This is a genomic window from Ochrovirga pacifica, assembly GCF_000220525.1.
Lineage (GTDB): Bacteria > Bacteroidota > Bacteroidia > Flavobacteriales > Flavobacteriaceae > Ochrovirga > Ochrovirga pacifica.
On sequence record NZ_AFPK01000038.1, the window covers coordinates 1 to 16,170 of the forward strand.

The 16,170-nt window shown below is 34.3% G+C and carries 16 protein-coding genes; 7 read left to right on the forward strand and 9 right to left on the reverse strand.

What is annotated here, in order from left to right; translation table 11 throughout:
- Positions 1-16 precede the first annotated feature (16 nt).
- From FS85_RS0107705 to FS85_RS0107740, 8 genes are all read right to left on the reverse strand, one after another.
- Positions 17-466, reverse strand: a complete 450-nt coding sequence (locus FS85_RS0107705; RefSeq protein ID WP_010135576.1) for a GatB/YqeY domain-containing protein — start codon at positions 464-466, stop codon at positions 17-19.
- A 12-nt stretch (positions 467-478) separates the two neighbouring features.
- A complete protein-coding gene (trpA, locus tag FS85_RS0107710) occupies positions 479-1,249 on the reverse strand; it encodes a tryptophan synthase subunit alpha (RefSeq protein WP_010135577.1) in 771 nt (256 codons plus the stop codon).
- A gap of 105 nt (positions 1,250-1,354) precedes the next feature.
- Complete coding sequence (gene trpB, locus FS85_RS0107715; RefSeq protein ID WP_010135578.1) at positions 1,355-2,548, reverse strand: tryptophan synthase subunit beta; 1,194 nt, start codon at positions 2,546-2,548, stop codon at positions 1,355-1,357.
- Between the two features lie 84 nt (positions 2,549-2,632).
- Positions 2,633-3,256, reverse strand: coding sequence for a phosphoribosylanthranilate isomerase (locus FS85_RS0107720; RefSeq protein WP_071585709.1), 624 nt, complete (start codon positions 3,254-3,256; stop codon positions 2,633-2,635).
- A gap of 65 nt (positions 3,257-3,321) precedes the next feature.
- Positions 3,322-4,110 (reverse strand): indole-3-glycerol phosphate synthase TrpC, encoded by a 789-nt coding sequence (trpC, locus tag FS85_RS0107725; RefSeq protein WP_010135580.1) that lies wholly within the window; start codon positions 4,108-4,110, stop codon positions 3,322-3,324.
- 98 nt (positions 4,111-4,208) lie between these two features.
- Positions 4,209-5,198, reverse strand: a complete 990-nt coding sequence (gene trpD / locus FS85_RS0107730; RefSeq protein ID WP_010135581.1) for an anthranilate phosphoribosyltransferase — start codon at positions 5,196-5,198, stop codon at positions 4,209-4,211.
- A gap of 54 nt (positions 5,199-5,252) precedes the next feature.
- Entirely contained in the window at positions 5,253-5,828 is a 576-nt protein-coding gene (locus tag FS85_RS0107735) for an anthranilate synthase component II (protein WP_010135582.1), read from the reverse strand.
- 88 nt (positions 5,829-5,916) lie between these two features.
- On the reverse strand, positions 5,917-7,311 hold the full coding sequence (locus FS85_RS0107740; protein WP_010135583.1) for an anthranilate synthase component I family protein: 1,395 nt from the start codon (positions 7,309-7,311) through the stop codon (positions 5,917-5,919).
- 289 nt (positions 7,312-7,600) lie between these two features.
- Here FS85_RS0107740 and FS85_RS0107745 point away from each other — a divergent pair, with 289 nt between their 5' ends.
- A complete protein-coding gene (locus tag FS85_RS0107745) occupies positions 7,601-7,990 on the forward strand; it encodes a DUF805 domain-containing protein (RefSeq protein WP_010135584.1) in 390 nt (129 codons plus the stop codon).
- Between the two features lie 34 nt (positions 7,991-8,024).
- Here the strand turns inward: FS85_RS0107745 and FS85_RS0107750 are convergent, their stop codons facing one another.
- The gene (locus tag FS85_RS0107750) at positions 8,025-8,777 is read right to left on the reverse strand and encodes an RDD family protein (RefSeq protein WP_010135586.1); all 753 of its coding nucleotides are present in this window, start codon (positions 8,775-8,777) and stop codon (positions 8,025-8,027) included.
- Between the two features lie 23 nt (positions 8,778-8,800).
- On the opposite strand from FS85_RS0107750, the gene FS85_RS0107755 reads away from it, so the two are divergent.
- From FS85_RS0107755 to FS85_RS0107780, 6 genes are read left to right on the forward strand one after another with little or no spacing between them, the layout of a single operon-like run.
- Positions 8,801-9,775 carry a stage II sporulation protein M gene (locus FS85_RS0107755; protein WP_010135587.1) on the forward strand — a complete coding sequence of 325 codons (975 nt, stop codon included), beginning with the start codon at positions 8,801-8,803 and terminating at the stop codon, positions 9,773-9,775.
- Positions 9,772-10,464 carry a hypothetical protein gene (locus FS85_RS0107760; protein WP_010135588.1) on the forward strand — a complete coding sequence of 231 codons (693 nt, stop codon included), beginning with the start codon at positions 9,772-9,774 and terminating at the stop codon, positions 10,462-10,464. The genes FS85_RS0107755 and FS85_RS0107760 overlap by 4 nt, the downstream gene beginning before the upstream one ends.
- On the forward strand, positions 10,461-11,714 hold the full coding sequence (locus tag FS85_RS0107765; protein ID WP_010135589.1) for a hypothetical protein: 1,254 nt from the start codon (positions 10,461-10,463) through the stop codon (positions 11,712-11,714). Before FS85_RS0107760 ends, FS85_RS0107765 begins: the two co-directional genes overlap by 4 nt.
- Positions 11,702-12,676, forward strand: coding sequence for an AAA family ATPase (locus FS85_RS0107770; protein ID WP_010135590.1), 975 nt, complete (start codon positions 11,702-11,704; stop codon positions 12,674-12,676). The genes FS85_RS0107765 and FS85_RS0107770 overlap by 13 nt, the downstream gene beginning before the upstream one ends.
- Positions 12,677-12,681: 5 nt before the next feature.
- Positions 12,682-14,043 (forward strand): DUF58 domain-containing protein, encoded by a 1,362-nt coding sequence (locus FS85_RS0107775; RefSeq protein WP_033194643.1) that lies wholly within the window; start codon positions 12,682-12,684, stop codon positions 14,041-14,043.
- Between the two features lie 11 nt (positions 14,044-14,054).
- Complete coding sequence (locus FS85_RS0107780) at positions 14,055-16,109, forward strand: M3 family metallopeptidase (protein ID WP_010135592.1); 2,055 nt, start codon at positions 14,055-14,057, stop codon at positions 16,107-16,109.
- Positions 16,110-16,170 lie beyond the last annotated feature (61 nt).

Sequence of the window (16,170 nt, forward strand, 5' to 3'; positions counted from 1 at the left end):
GCTATTGTTCTTAGAGTTAAGACAATAATTGTTTTATTACAACAGAAATTGCTTTCCCATCTGCTTTTCCTGCAAATTCTTTAGATGCAACCCCCATTAACTTTCCCATATCTTTAATAGAAGAAGCTCCTGTTTCAGAGATCAATTTAGTCAAAGCAGCTTTCAATTCTTCTTCTGTCATTTGCGCTGGTAAAAACTCAGAAATTACCTCAGCCTGTGCCAATTCTGGCTCTGCCAAATCTTCTCTTCCTTGCTCGGTATACAAAGCAGCCGAATCTTTACGTTGTTTCACTAATTTTTGCAGCAATTTAATTTCAGCTTCTTCAGAAATTTCTTCTTTAGATCCTGTTTCAGTCTGTGCCAGTAATATTGCCGATTTTATAGCTCTTAACGCCTCTAAAGCCACTGCATCTTTTGCTTTCATGGCTTCTTTCATTTTGGTCATTACCTCTTTAGATAAATTCATAATATCTTGTTTTTAGTTTCCTATGATTTCTTTTACAAAATTATCAATTTTATCCACACCATTGGCACCTACGTACTTTACAAAAGCAGAACCAATAATTGCTCCATTTACATGTTCGCAAACAGTATCAAAAGTATCTTTGCTAGAAATTCCAAACCCTGCAATTAAAGTGCTTTTTAGATTGTACGATTTAATTCTGTTAAAATAATCTATTTGAGCTTTAGAAATGGTTCCTTTTGCTCCTGTAATAGATGATGAAGCCACTACATAAATAAAAGCATCTGTCATTTCATCAATCTTCTTAATACGCTCTTCAGACGTTTGCGGGGTAATTAAAAACACATTAGACAAACCATATTTTGCAAACATTGATTTGTAAGTCTGTTCATACTCTATCATAGGCATATCTGGCAACACCAACGTTTGTATTCCTACTGACTGGCATTTTTCACAAAACTTCTCAGCTCCATATCGCACTACCTGATTAAAATACCCCATCGCGATTAAAGGGATACTTACCTGGTTTTTAATTTCTTCTAATTGATTAAAAATCAAATCTAAGTTGATTCCGTTTTTTAATGCTATCGAACTCGTTTCCTGTATGGTAGGTCCGTCCGCCATCGGATCAGAATAGGGCAATCCTACTTCCAAAAAATCAACTCCTGCTTTTTCTAAATTTTTGATGATGGTTCCTGTATCATTCAATTTAGGATAACCAGAAGTAAAATATACCGAACACAAACGGTTAGGTTTTTCAGCGAATAATTGACTTAATTTACTCATATTTTATAGTTGAAAGTTTGTAAAGCTGAAGGTTTAAAAATTGTTTTTTGCATTCAACCGTACAAACATGACAAACCTTTCACTTTTTTAACTTGATATACTTTTTTATGCTTCTCTTTTTTCTAACTCTGTGATGTACGTCTCTAAATCTTTATCTCCTCTTCCCGACAAGTTGATCACAATAACTTGATTTTTCTTTAAGTCCATTTTTGGTAACACAGCTAATGCATGAGATGTTTCCAAAGCTGGAATAATTCCCTCCAGTTTTGTCAACTCAAAAGCTGCATCCAAAGCTTCTTGATCGGTTGCATTTAAAAAGGTTCCTCTTTTGCTGTGATATAAATGTGCGTGCAAAGGCCCTACACCCGGATAATCTAATCCAGCAGAAATGGAGTAAGGTTCCACAATTTGCCCGTATTCATCTTGCATTAAAATAGTTTTAGATCCGTGTATTACCCCTACTTGTCCTAATTGCGAGGTTGCAGCACTCTCTCCTGAATTTACTCCTAAACCTGCTGCCTCTACAGCTACCAATTCTACTTGTTTTTCATCCATATAATGATAAAAAGCACCTGCAGCATTAGAACCTCCTCCTACACAAGCTATAATAGTATCGGGGTTTTCTTTTCCTGTTTGTTCTTTTAGTTGCCATTTAATTTCTTCCGAAATAATTGCCTGCAACCTAGCCACCATATCTGGATAAGGGTGTGGCCCTACTACGGATCCAATTAAATAATAGGTTTCTTCTGGATGCTGAATCCAATCACGAATTGCCTCGTTGGTTGCATCTTTTAGTGTTTTACTCCCACTAGTAGCAGCTACTACTTTTGCTCCTAACATTTTCATACGAGCCACATTAGGGGCTTGACGTTTGATATCAACCTCCCCCATAAACACTATGCATTCTAAGTTCATTAAAGCACACACAGTAGCCGTAGCCACCCCGTGCTGCCCAGCACCTGTTTCGGCAATAATTCGTTTTTTACCTAAATGTTTGGCTATTAATATTTGCCCAATAGTGTTGTTTACCTTGTGCGCTCCTGTATGGTTTAAATCTTCTCTTTTTAGATAAATATGTGCTCCATATTTATCAGATAAATTGGGTGCATAATACAAAGGAGTAGGTCTTCCTACATATTGTTTTAACAAGTACAAATACTCTTTTTGGAAAGCTTCGGATTGAATAATTTCTAAATAATTATCTTCCAGTTCTTTTACATTAGGATACAGTAATTCTGGAATATATGCTCCTCCAAACTGTCCGTAGTACCCATTTTTATCTACTTGAAATTCTGACATAATTTATATCGTACTGAGTACTGAGTATTAAGCATAATAGACAAACTTTTTTTGTACCTTATACTAAATACACTGCACTAATTATTATTTCTGTTTTATTTCATTAAAAAATTGCTTTAGCAATTCTATATTTTTTAACCCTGGTTGGTCTTCAAACTTGCTATTGATATCCAAAGCATAAATAGGCAAATCTGTTTGTAATATTTCTTTTACTTTTGCCAACTCATCTACCCCAATGCCTCCACTTAGTATAAACGGTTTGGTAGATGGATATTGTTTAAGTACCGACCAATCAAATGTATATCCGTTTCCTCCTTTTTCTTTCCCCTTGGTATCAAACAAAAAGTAATTTATAAAAGGTTCGTAGTTAGCCAACACACTAAAATCGAACTCGTCTTTAATTGAAAAGACTTTAAATAGCTCGATATCTAAATCATAACTATTGAGTTCCTGACAATAGGCTACGGATTCTGACCCATGTAACTGTACTGCTTTAAACTCATATTGTTTTACTTTTTCTACGACATCTTGTACAGAAGCATTGACAAACACGCCTGTTTTTTTAATATTTTCATCAACCTTAGGAATGTCGCCTACAAAATTTCTTGGCGATTTTGGATAAAATATAAAACCCATATAGTCTGGTTGTAACCCAGCTACAGCTTTTATATTCTTCTCGAATTTCATTCCACAAACTTTTATTAACATCGTATCAAGTATTGAATATCGGGTATCAGGTACTTGCTACTTGTTGCCTGATACTTACTACTATTTTACAATTGCCCTACAAACTCTTTACAAGCTTGTCCTGGATTGTCTGTTTTCATAAAATTTTCTCCAATCAAAAACCCTTGAAAACCGTATTGTTTCAATCCCATAATAATTTTAGGATCACTAATTCCACTTTCAGAAACCTTAACACAACTGTCTGGAATTTTTGCAGCTAACTGAATGGAGTGTTCCAAATCTACCTTAAAGGTTTTTAAATTTCGGTTGTTAATTCCGATGATTTTTCCATCTGGATTGTCAATTTTATCCAACTCTTCTTGGGTATGGATTTCGTACAGCACATCCATTCCTAAATCCGTGGCCAATTGTCCATAATTTTTCAACTCTTCTTTGGTTAAACAAGCTGCAATCAATAAGATCACGTCAGCACCAATAGCCTTGGCCTCTACAATCTGAAAACCATCTACAATAAAGTCTTTTCTTAAAATAGGCTTCACTTCGTTAATGCTACGTGCTTTCATTAAATCGACCATCGTTCCACCAAAAAAGGCCGTATCGGTTAAAATAGATTGTGCGGCCACATTGGCATCTAAATAACCATTGGTTACTTCTAAAATATCTGCTTTGTCGTTTATAATTCCTTTTGAAGGTGATTGTCTTTTGAACTCTGCAATAATTCCTGTAGACCCTACTTCTAATAAGGACTTTTTTAACGACAAGGGAGTTCTTTTAAAATTGGGACTTTCTACCAATTTTTTCACAGGAACTTCTCCTTTTATCTTTGCTACTTCTTTCTTTTTAGCTTCTATTATTTTATCTAAAATTGTACTCATTTTCTTTTCATTAAAAATGCACAATGGGCAATTAACTAGTATTCTTTATCTTCGATAAACAACTGTAACATTCTAAGTTTAATTGTACACTGTTTTTGTTAATCGTTTACTAATTTACTTAAACATGCTTTGGCTTTTCCTTTCATCAAACTATCTTTTGCTGTGGCAAATGCTTCTTTAAAAGAAATATTGGCATCAAACGTTTTTAAGGCAAAAGCAGCATTGGTCAGTACTACATTGTTTTGTGCATCGGTTCCTTTTCCATCTAAAATAGAAGTAAAAATTGCTGCAGCTTCTGGCACATTGTTTCCTCCAAAAATTGCAGAAGGTTCAATAGGTTGTATGCCTATATCTTTGGGAGCAATTATTTGCTCGTCTTCTTTGCTATATATCTTAAACGGTCCAGTTAACGAAATTTCATCATAACCATCTAAAGCATGAACAACAGCAAAGTTATCAGAAGTTTTGCTCAGAATATTTTTATACAACCTTCCTACTTGCATATTGAATACTCCCACCAATTGATTTTGAGGACAGCTAGGATTTACCAGAGGTCCTAACATATTAAAAAAAGTTTTTACTCCCATCTCTTTTCTTACTGGACCTACTGCTGCCATGGCTGGATGAAACAAAGGAGCATGTAAAAAGCAAATATTTGCTTTTTCTAACTGATGCTTTAGTGTACTTTCATCGTTGGTAAATTGATATCCCAAATACTCCAACATATTTGAAGATCCAGAGGCTGAAGAAACTCCATAATTTCCGTGTTTGGCTACTTTGTGCCCCGTACCAGCTACTACAAAAGATGTAAGAGTAGAAATATTAAAGGTATTTTTACCATCTCCGCCTGTTCCACACAAATCAATGGTATTAAACTCTGATAAATCTACCTTTAACGCCAAGGCTAACAAAGCCTCTCTAAAACCTGCAAGTTCGTTTACCGTAATAGGTCGCATTAAAAACACGGTTAAAAAAGAAGCTATTTGAGAATTGTTAAACTCTTTGTTGGCTATACGTATCAAGATTTGCTTGGCTTCTTCTTGATTTAGTTTTTCGTGTTGGAATAATCTAGATAGTAATTGTTTCATTCTATTTAGCTTTTTACTCTTGGCTCTTGGCAATTATCAAATGGCTAAAAGCTTTTATTTTGCGTTTTCTATAAACTGTCTTACCATTGCCTCGCCATCAGGTGTTAGGATAGACTCTGGATGAAATTGTACAGCACTTACATTGTATTTGGTATGTTGAATGGCCATCACGCCACCATCTTCATCTACACAAGTTACTTTTAAATCTTTTGGCATGCTCTTAGGGTCTGCAATCCAGGAATGGTATCTGGCTGCAGAAAATTTTTCTGGTGTGTTTTTAAACAAAATGGCCTCTTTGTCTGTTACCTTCATCTCTGTAGCTACTCCATGAAAGACTTCGTCCATATTAATGATTTTCCCTCCATAGACTTCGGTAATAGCTTGCAAACCTAAACACACTCCAAAAATAGGCTTGGTTGCTCCATACTCAGCAATAACTTCTTTTAAGATTCCAGCCTCATCAGGAACCCCAGGACCAGGAGACAGCATAATTATATCGTAATTTTGAATTTCCTCGATGGGAATTTCATCATTTCTAAACACATCTGGCTTTTCTCCTGTAATGTCTTCTACCATATGTACTAAGTTATAGGTAAAAGAATCGTAATTGTCTAATATTAATATTTTCATATTTTTATAGTAGTGAGTACTGAGTATTAAGTAACAAGTACAGTAGCTAAGCTAACTTTGTACTTTGTACCACCTACTCATTACTAATTTATATTTTCTCTGCCATCACCAATGCTTTTTTTAGTGCGGCCAATTTGTTGTTTACCTCTTGCAATTCTCCTTCTTCGGTAGAGTCAATAACAATACCAGCTCCTGCCTGATAATACAAGGTATTGTTTTTACTTACAAACGATCGGATTCCGATAGCTAAATTCACTTCACCTGTCAATCCGATAACTCCTACAGCCCCACCGTAAAAACCTCTAGACTGTGCTTCGTACTGATCAATCAATTGCATGGCTTTGTATTTAGGTGCCCCGCTCAACGTTCCTGCAGGAAAAGTATCCCCTACCACTTTTAAGGGATTTTCTTTAATAATTCCTTCGACTGTTGATACTAAATGAATAACATGACTAAAATACTGTACTTCTTTAAACACCTCAACAGTAACATTATCGGCATGCTTGCTCATGTCATTTCTAGCCAAATCGACCAACATAACATGTTCTGCAGTTTCCTTTTTATCGTTGGATAATTTTTCGCCCAACAAATGATCTTCTCTTGCATTTCCTGTTCTACGGAATGTTCCTGCAATTGGGTTGATGGTGGCTACTCCTTTTTCTACTTTGATTTGTGCCTCTGGTGAGGATCCCATCAAACGGAAATTTCCATAATCAAAATAAAACAGATAAGGAGAAGGGTTGATGGAGCGTAAGGCTCTGTACAAGGTAAAATCGTCTCCTTTATATTTTTGTTGAAACTGACGAGACAATACAATCTGAAAAACATCTCCTCTTTTGCAATGTGCTTTTCCCTTTCTTACATATTCTTTAAACTCCTCGTCTGTACAGCTTGATGTTTCGCTATTGGCATCGTAAGAAAACTTTTGTGTTTGACAGGTAGGATTGTTAACAATGGTAACCACTTCATCAATATTTGAAGCCTCTCCTGTAGGTAAATTTTCTATGATAGACATCTCATCATTAAAATGATTGATGACCACTACGTAGCGATAAAAACTGTAATGCAATAGTGGAATGGCAGAATCTGCCTGCTTGGCATTGAGCTTAATGTTTTCAAAATACTGTACAGCATCGTAAGTTGTATATCCGTACAATCCGTTGATGGATTTGAATTGTTCTGGAGAATCTGTTTGAATTAAGTTACAGTAGTACTGAAAAATTTCATGAAAATTTCTTTGCAACGGAGCACTGCTAAGTAGATCTTCTCTGTAATACAAATTTAATGCATCGTCTTCTGCTTTGATATGCACCAAAGGATCTATTCCAATAAACGAGTAACTTTCTTCTTTAGAGTGGTAATCTGAACCTTCTAACAACACCGTGTTTGCAAAACGATCTCTCAGCCTTAAATAAATGGATACAGGGGTTACTGTATCTGCCATTTGTTCTTTAATAATGGTCTTAAACTGTAATTTCTTCATAGAGTTAGGGCACTATAAAAAAAGGCTTATCGTGAGATAAGCCTTTTTATATTTATGTTCATAAAATACAATAGTAATTCTCACGCTTAAAATTTAAGAGTGTACCACCACCAAGTATTTGTTGTATCTAAATTCATTGCAACAAATTTAATATAGATTTTTAAACTAGCAAATATTTTGAAAAAACATTTTAAAAGAAGCTGTTATATTTCACAAAACTATAGCATCTTATGTTTTTTAATTCTTTAGTTTTTATGTAATTTTCGAACAACTTAAATTAAACAAAAAAATGAATTGGTATTTAAAAGTTTTAAAACAGTACGCTGATTTTAAAGGGCGTGCAAGAAGAAAAGAATATTGGATGTTTGTATTGTTCAATATTTTATTTGGTTGGGGAATACAACTCTTAGCTCTCATAACTGGACTTGAGTTTTTAGCATACGTTAGTGTGTTATATTCTATTGCATTATTAATCCCTGGTATTGCCGTTACCGTAAGAAGGCTCCATGATATCGGAAAACCTGGTTTTATGATTTTTATCTGTCTTATACCACTTGTAGGAGCTATTTGGTTATTGGTTCTTGTATGCAAAGAAGGTGAATATGGTTCTAATGAATATGGACCTGATCCTAAAAGTGAAGTAGACGAATTAGATGAAATAGGAGTCTCAGAGGCTTAATTACAATAAAAAAAGAGGCTTAAGCCTCTTTTTTTTATGTCATACTTTGTGTAAAATGATTATAATCTTTAAGTATGGTTTCAATAAATCTCTCTGTGTGATGCTCCTCATTTAGCTGAACATCTATCACTCCACAAATTTTATTCTTCAATTTATTCAACAAAACCTGATCATTCTTTCTTTTCGCTTTTACAAAATTCTCCTTTATAATTCGCACATCATTGTCTGATAGTTTAATTACAGACGGATACACGGGCTGGTAATTACTCTTTAAGTTTTCATCTAAAATAGTGTGGCTTATGTTTATTTTGTTTCTCAAACTCACTACCGCTGTTCCCGAAGCCATTCCTCCAATTCTTTGTGCCTTTTTTGTGCTTCCTATACTTATCAGCGCAACAAAACTTAACGATGCATATATATCAACAATACGCATTACCCAACGGATAAAGTAATCTAAAAAACTAGACTGATAACCATCTAACTTTAATACCTTTATTTTCATTGCTTTTTTCCCAAGTGTCTGCCCACCTAAAACCGTCTCAAAAAAAAGCGTATAAAACGTAACTGGTAAACCGATAACTATAGAAACAGACCACTGAGACCATCTATCTAAACTATTGATATAACTTTCTAAGCCTAGTAATTTATAGACAAGCAGACTTATTAGCGTAATATATGCAGATTTTATCAATACATCAATCAGCCAAGCCAAAATCCGATGATTGAGTTCGGCAGCTTTAAAATCTAAGGTCACATTTTGCGTGGTTGTAATTTGTATTTCTGCCATTTAATCGTGTTATTTGTTACTCTATGAGAGAGATTGCATTCATCAAACAAAATAAAGAAAAATGGTTGCGTTTTGAAAATGCAATTCAACAAAAAACCAATTCCAATCCAGAGGAATTATCTCAACTGTATTTACACCTTGTAAACGATTTGGCTTATGCCCAAACCTACTACAAAAAAAGCAAGCTGGTTGTATATTTAAACCACCTGACTATTTTGGCTTTTCAGCGCATTTACAAAAACAAAAAGGAAGACAAAAGTAAAATTCTCCGTTTTTTTTTAGTCGATGTGCCTTTGCTTATGCACCAATACAAACGCTATTTTTTATACGCATTTGTTATGTTTGGAATTTCTGTTGCCATTGGTGTTATTTCTGCTATTTACGATGATACTTTTGTTCGCTTAATTCTTTCGGATGGTTATGTAAACAAAACCCTTGAAAATATTAAAAATGGAAATCCCACCGCAGTCTATGCAGGTGGCAGCAACTGGGGTAGCTTTATTGGAATTACCTTTAACAACCTAAAGGTAGGCTTGCTTGCATTTTCTTTAGGAATTACGGGCGGAATTGGAACAGGCTATGTGATGCTACAAAACGGAATTATGTTGGGTGCATTTCAATATTTTTTTGCAGAACAAGGTGTTTTTCTTCAAAGTTTAAAAGGTATATGGATTCATGGAGCGATGGAAATTTTTGCTATTGTTATAGAAGGAGGCATTGGTTTTATGATTGGTGCTAGCATTCTATTTCCAAAAACACATACCCGTGTGGCTTCGTTAAAAAGAGGAATTAGAGACGGTATTAAACTTTTAATTGCCACCTTTCCCTTTACCATTGCCGCAGGTTTTTTAGAGGGATTTGTTTCTAGATACGGTAACGATATGCCCACGTTTTTAGCCTTCGGAATCATTCTATCTACCCTTGCCCTGATTGCTTATTATTTTTTAATTTACCCTAATAAAGTCGCTAAAATTGTCACTTTAGCTCCCAAATCATGAAACAAATTTTAAGTAATTTCACTATTTTTTTCTTTCTTGGGATACAAACTATTGTAGCTGCATCTAAAGATCAAATACCGAGAAAAATTCCCGATAATTATAAAGAAGCTTACCAAAGTAAGGAATATATTTACGAAAATCATCCTCCTTCTTGGTCTCTAGACCTTAAAGAATGGTTCGCACAAAAAATACAGCACTTTTTTGATTTTTTAGGACTGCATCATCATCAACTTTATTGGTTTAAAATATTAGTGTATACTTTTATTGCTATTATAGTTGTTTACGTAATTGTCCGAATCTTTTTTTATAAAGAAGGACGTTGGATTTTTAAAAACAACACCAAAGACAACACCCTTGTTTACAACGATGATATAGAATCTATTGAAGGTCTTAATTTTGAGTCTTTAATAAATCAAGCAGAACAAGAAAAAAATTATCGTTTGGCGGTAAAATATCACTATCTAAAAGCCTTACAACTATTATCAAAAAAGGGAGCTTTGCAACTAAATGCTCAAAAAACCAATCTAGATTACCAACTGGAACTAGAAGAAAAACCTTACCACAAAAGCTTTGCATCCATTTCTTACTACTATACCTATGTTTGGTATGGAGAGTTTGTTATTGATGTAAATTTGTACGATAAAATTTCTACTACCTATCATCAATTTTCTAACACCTTAAACACATGAAAAGGAAAGAAATTATCATTGTAGGAAGTATCATCATTGTATTTACCATGTTAATTGGATGGCTAGACAATGTAAGCCCTCAAAAAATTAACTGGAAAAAAACTTATGACGAGGAAGGAACAGCACCTTTTGATATTAAAGTGTTTTACGAGCAACTACGTACGGTTTATAAAGAGTACAAGATAGTGCAGCTTAAAGAAACTTTTTACGAGTACCAGTCCAAAAAAAAGAAATCTGACACCCTACAAAAAAACAAATTGTACTTGACAATTGCTGACAAATATAAGCCCGACAGGACTTCTGAAAACGAATTGCTACAATGTATTGGAGAGGGAAATAGTGCCTTTATCAGTGCAAATTATTTTACCAAAACACTACTAGACTCATTGGGTATTACTCATAATAAAACAGAAAAAAATCTATATCAAAAACTTCCCATACAACTGTCTACACAAGAGAATCAATCTAAGCTTACCTATGTGCCAAAATTAAAATATTATCAACCCTATTTTTTGGACAGCACCAATATTGAGGTATTGGGAAAAGCGATCTTTACAACAAAAGACTCCATACTTAAAAACAGAGCTACCTTTATCAAGGTTCGCTACAAACATGGTTTTTTCTACTTGCATGCACATCCTGAAATTTTTAGCAACTACGAACTTCTTAAAAGTAACTCTACGGCCTACATCAATACGTTATTAACACATCTTACGGAAAAAAATTTGCAAAGTGAACCAACACAGAAACTTTTATTGTTTGACAGCAATGTAAAAATCGCAAAAGAGGTTATTTCTAGTCCTTTGCGTTTTATCAAATCTCAGATAGAATTGCGTTGGGCATGGAATCTTTTACTCTTTGGATTGCTGCTGTTTATTCTAATCAATGCTAAAAGAAAGCAACGTGTAATCCCTATTCTACCAAAAGTAAGAAATACTAGTTTAGATTTTGTAAGCACCGTAGCCTTGCTGTATGAAGAAGCCGATAATTTTCAGCCAATCATAGAGCAAAAGATTCACATTTTTTTCAGAAATATCAGAACCCGATACCATTTAATTACCGACAAGACCAATACAAATTTAGCAGAACAACTGAGTTTAAAATCGGGATATGACCTTGTTAAAACCAGAGATTTGCTAAGACTCATCACTTTGTTAAAAGAACGAGAAACCTCGTCCATAACGCTGCTTCATAAGCTTAACCAAGAAATAGAAAACTTTTACAAAAATACCCAAGCATGGAAGAATTAGAATTTTCGAACCGAATAGATTTGTCCGAATTACATTCGGGGGTACAAAACCTAAAACAAGAATTATCCAAAGTTATAGTAGGACAAAAACATATGCTAAACTTATTGGTAACCGCCCTGTTATGCGAAGGACATGTGCTGATTGAAGGAGTACCTGGAGTTGCCAAAACAGTTACCGCTAAATTGCTAGCCAAAACCTTAAATATAAATTATCAACGCATACAATTTACCCCAGACTTAATGCCATCAGATGTACTGGGAACTTCTATTTTTGATTTAAAAACCTCTAAATTTGAGTTTAAGAAAGGCCCTATATTCTCAAACTTAGTATTGATTGATGAAATTAACCGTGCTCCCGCTAAAACACAAGCTGCTTTGTTTGAGGTAATGGAAGAACAACAAATTACCATTGATGGAAAAAAATATCCGTTGGAGGCTCCTTATTTTGTTGTAGCCACACAAAACCCAGTAGAGCAAGAAGGAACGTATCGCTTGCCCGAAGCTCAGTTAGATCGATTTTTGTTTAAAATTACTGTAGACTATCCTAATCTTGAAGAAGAAATAGACATTATTACAAGAGAACACCAAACAGTTGCTCCCCAACTAGATTTGATCACAAAAAGTATAGACAAATCGCAAATACTAGCCTATCAACAATTAGTGAAACAGGTAATTGTAGAACCTCATCTTATTCAGTACATTGCAAATTTGGTAGTAAGTACGCGTAGCAATTCATTTTTGTATCTAGGAGCATCTCCAAGAGCAAGTTTGGCTTTGCTAAAGGCCTCTAAAGCTTTTGCTGCCATTAACGGAAGGGATTTTGTAACCCCAGAAGACATAAAACATATTGCAGTTCCGGTATTACAGCATCGTGTAATTGTTACTCCCGAAAGAGAAATGGAAGGTATTACAGCAGCACAGATTATTAAAGAAAGTATTCAAGCTACAGAAATTCCATCCTAGTATTTATGACCTCATCAACACCTATGCAAGGTATAAAAAAAGCCTACGGTAGCTTTTATCTAAACAATTTGTTTTTTTACTTTTTGTTTGGTTTTGTGGTGTGTTTTGTAATTAGCTTTTTTGTAAAACCCTTGTTTTTGTTCTGCGTATTGCTACTTGCTGTTTTTGGCGGTATTGTTTTGATTGATTTTTTAGTATTGTTTACAGTTAAAAATGGTATTACAGCTAAGCGAATTTTACCCGAAAAATTTTCTAATGGAGATCTTAACAAAGTACAATTAGAGATTAGCAACCATTATAATTTAGAACTTGCATTATTTATTATTGATGAACTTCCATTTCAGTTTCAAATTCGCGATTTTCAACTATTCAAAAAAATTAAAGGACACAGCACCCAAACTTATAGCTACGAAGTAAAACCAACTGAGCGAGGAGAGTACAATTTTGGAAGCACACAGATTTTTATATCATCAGTATTAGGTTTTGTTAGCAAAAAATACAGCTTAAATCCTGCAGCGGTAGTTAAAAACTACCCCTCTTACTTACGATTAAAACAGTTTGACTTAAAAACGATTCAAAGCTTATCTGCAGCCTATGGAGTAAAAAAAATAAGACGTATAGGAAACTCTTACGAGTTTGAACAAATAAAAGAATACATACAAGGAGACAATATAAGAGACATTAACTGGAAAGCTACTGCCAAAAAAAACCAACTAATGGTCAATCAATTTGTTGATGAAAAAGCACAACATGTGTACCTTTTGCTAGACAGAGGTAGAACCATGAAAATGCCATTTGATGGATTGAGCCTTTTAGACCATTCCATCAATTCTGGTTTAATTGTAAGCAATGTCGTCATCCAAAAACAAGACAAAGTAGGTTTGTTTTCTTTTTCTAAAAAGATGATGAATTATGTAGCTTGTGAAAGAAGAAACCATCAAATGGGGTTAATCTTAGAATCTTTATACAATGTAGAAACTAATTACCAAGAATCAGATTTTGGAATGCTGTACAGTACTATCAAACAACGCATAAAACAACGTAGTTTACTACTTCTATTTACCAATTTTGATAGTATGGATGCATTGCATCGCCAATTGGATTACTTAAGAGCCATAAACAAAAACCATTTATTACTGGTAATTTTCTTTAAAAACAAAGAAATCTTAGATTTGACAAAAGAAAAAACACGTACCGAGTCTGAAATTGTTAAAAAAATTGTTGCTGAAAAATTTATTTACGACAAAGAACAAATGGTATTAGAGTTAAGAAAATACGGAGTCAACTCCATCCTAACCACTCCAGAGAACTTAACCATTGATACTATTAACAAGTATATAGAAATCAAATCGAAAGGTTTAATTTAATAAGTACAATCATGACAAACAATCCTTTATTACAAGACTTTTATACCGCTCCTTTTGAGCAAATTAAAAACGAGCACTATATTCCGGCTTTTGAATTTGCATTGCAAGAAGCCCGAGAAGAAATAGACCTAATTACCCACAATACGGCAATTCCTAATTTCGAAAACACCATAGTAGCATTAGAATATGCAGGACACCGATTGAGCAGAATTTCTTCTATATTTTTTAACCTAAACTCGGCAGAAACCAATGACGAGATGCAAAAAATAGCTCAAGAAATTTCTCCAAAACTAACAGAATTTTCTAACGACATTAGCCTAAATACCACGCTGTTTAAACGCGTTAAAAAAGTGTACGACAAAAAAGATCAACTAGATCTAAACGCAGAATCGGCCATGTTGTTAGAAAAAAAATACAAAGGATTTGCTCGTAACGGAGCCAATCTAAACGATGATGACAAAGCAACTTTAAGAAAAATAGACAACGAACTATCTAAACTATCTTTGACCTTTGGGGAAAATGTATTGGCAGAAACCAACAACTACCAATTGCATATCACAAACAAAGAAGAACTTTCTGGCTTACCAGAAGGAGCTATAGAAGATGCCGCACAAACAGCTAAAGAAAGCAACAAAGAAGGATGGATTTTTACCCTAGCTTACCCTAGTTACATTCCGTTTATAACCTATGCAGACAACCGTGAGTTAAGAAAACAATTAGCTATTGCTTTTGGTAAAAAAGGATTTCAGGACAATGCCTATAACAACGAAAAAATTGTATTGCGTATTGTTGAGTTACGTCATCAAAGAGCTATTTTGTTAGGATATAGAAACCATGCTGATTTTGTTTTAGAAGACAGAATGGCTACTTCGCCAGAAAAAGTAACTGAATTTTTAGAAGATTTTTTACAAAAAGCCAAGCCCAAAGCCCTAGAACAATTTGAGCAATTAAAAGCCTTTGCTAAAAAAGACGGCGTAGAACAGTTACAAAAATGGGACGGTGCTTACTACAGCGAAAAACTAAAACAAGAGTTGTTTGATTTTGATGAAGAACTCCTAAAACCTTATTTTCAGTTAGAAAATGTTATCAATGGTTCTTTTGAAATTGCCAACCGCCTGTATGGACTAAACTTTAAAGAAGTTAGCCATATAGAAAAATACCATTCAGATGTTAAAACATACGAAGTATACGATGATAAAGGAGAGTTTATAGCTATTTATTATGCAGATTTTCATCCAAGACCAGGTAAAAGAAACGGTGCATGGAAAACAGCATATAAAAATCAATGGATTGCCAATAGCGAAAACTCAAGACCTCACATTTCTATTGTTTGCAACTTTACCAAACCCACCGCTACCAAACCTAGTTTACTAACATTTAACGAAGTAACAACCTTGTTCCATGAGTTTGGTCATGCGCTACACGGAATGTTAGCCAACACTACTTATCCTAGTTTGTCTGGAACGTCGGTTTCATGGGATTTTGTAGAACTCCCTAGTCAGGTAATGGAAAACTGGTGTTACGAAAAAGAAGCCTTAGAATTGTTTGCCAAACATTACCAAACACAAGAAGTTATTCCGATTGACTTAATAGATAAAATTAAAAAAGCAGCCAACTTTTTAGAGGGATTGCAAACTTTAAGACAACTTAGTTTTGGAATTTTAGACATGGCATGGCACGGACAAACCCTTTCTAATTATAGCACCAGCAATGCAAGTAGCAATTCAAACAATACAATAAGCGTAAAAACCTTTGAAAAAGAAGCCTTTAAAGGCACACAATTGTACCCTGATGTTGCAGAAAATTGCATGAGCACCTCATTTTCTCATATTTTTCAAGGAGGCTATTCTGCTGGATATTATTCTTATAAGTGGGCAGAAGTTTTAGATGCTGATGCGTTTGAATATTTTAAAGAAACAGGAATTTTTAATAAAGAAACTGCAACTAAATTCAAAGACTTTGTACTAAGCCAAGGAGGAACTCAAAACCCAATGGATTTGTACAAGCAATTTAGAGGTCACGAACCCAAACCCGATGCTTTGTTAAAAAGAGCTGGGTTGTTGTAAAACATATTTAATCTATAAAAAAAGAGCTGTTTGTTTTAATTAACAAACAGCTCTTTTTGCA

Coding starts and splice junctions, on each gene's coding strand:
- FS85_RS0107705 (WP_010135576.1), bottom strand. CDS start 466: ATGAATTTATCTAAAGAGGTAATGACCAAAATGAAAGAAGCCATGAAA.
- trpA (WP_010135577.1), bottom strand. CDS start 1,249: ATGAGTAAATTAAGTCAATTATTCGCTGAAAAACCTAACCGTTTGTGT.
- trpB (WP_010135578.1), bottom strand. CDS start 2,548: ATGTCAGAATTTCAAGTAGATAAAAATGGGTACTACGGACAGTTTGGA.
- FS85_RS0107720 (WP_071585709.1), bottom strand. CDS start 3,256: ATGTTAATAAAAGTTTGTGGAATGAAATTCGAGAAGAATATAAAAGCT.
- trpC (WP_010135580.1), bottom strand. CDS start 4,110: ATGAGTACAATTTTAGATAAAATAATAGAAGCTAAAAAGAAAGAAGTA.
- trpD (WP_010135581.1), bottom strand. CDS start 5,198: ATGAAACAATTACTATCTAGATTATTCCAACACGAAAAACTAAATCAA.
- FS85_RS0107735 (WP_010135582.1), bottom strand. CDS start 5,828: ATGAAAATATTAATATTAGACAATTACGATTCTTTTACCTATAACTTA.
- FS85_RS0107740 (WP_010135583.1), bottom strand. CDS start 7,311: ATGAAGAAATTACAGTTTAAGACCATTATTAAAGAACAAATGGCAGAT.
- FS85_RS0107745 (WP_010135584.1), top strand. CDS start 7,601: ATGAATTGGTATTTAAAAGTTTTAAAACAGTACGCTGATTTTAAAGGG.
- FS85_RS0107750 (WP_010135586.1), bottom strand. CDS start 8,777: ATGGCAGAAATACAAATTACAACCACGCAAAATGTGACCTTAGATTTT.
- FS85_RS0107755 (WP_010135587.1), top strand. CDS start 8,801: ATGAGAGAGATTGCATTCATCAAACAAAATAAAGAAAAATGGTTGCGT.
- FS85_RS0107760 (WP_010135588.1), top strand. CDS start 9,772: ATGAAACAAATTTTAAGTAATTTCACTATTTTTTTCTTTCTTGGGATA.
- FS85_RS0107765 (WP_010135589.1), top strand. CDS start 10,461: ATGAAAAGGAAAGAAATTATCATTGTAGGAAGTATCATCATTGTATTT.
- FS85_RS0107770 (WP_010135590.1), top strand. CDS start 11,702: ATGGAAGAATTAGAATTTTCGAACCGAATAGATTTGTCCGAATTACAT.
- FS85_RS0107775 (WP_033194643.1), top strand. CDS start 12,682: ATGACCTCATCAACACCTATGCAAGGTATAAAAAAAGCCTACGGTAGC.
- FS85_RS0107780 (WP_010135592.1), top strand. CDS start 14,055: ATGACAAACAATCCTTTATTACAAGACTTTTATACCGCTCCTTTTGAG.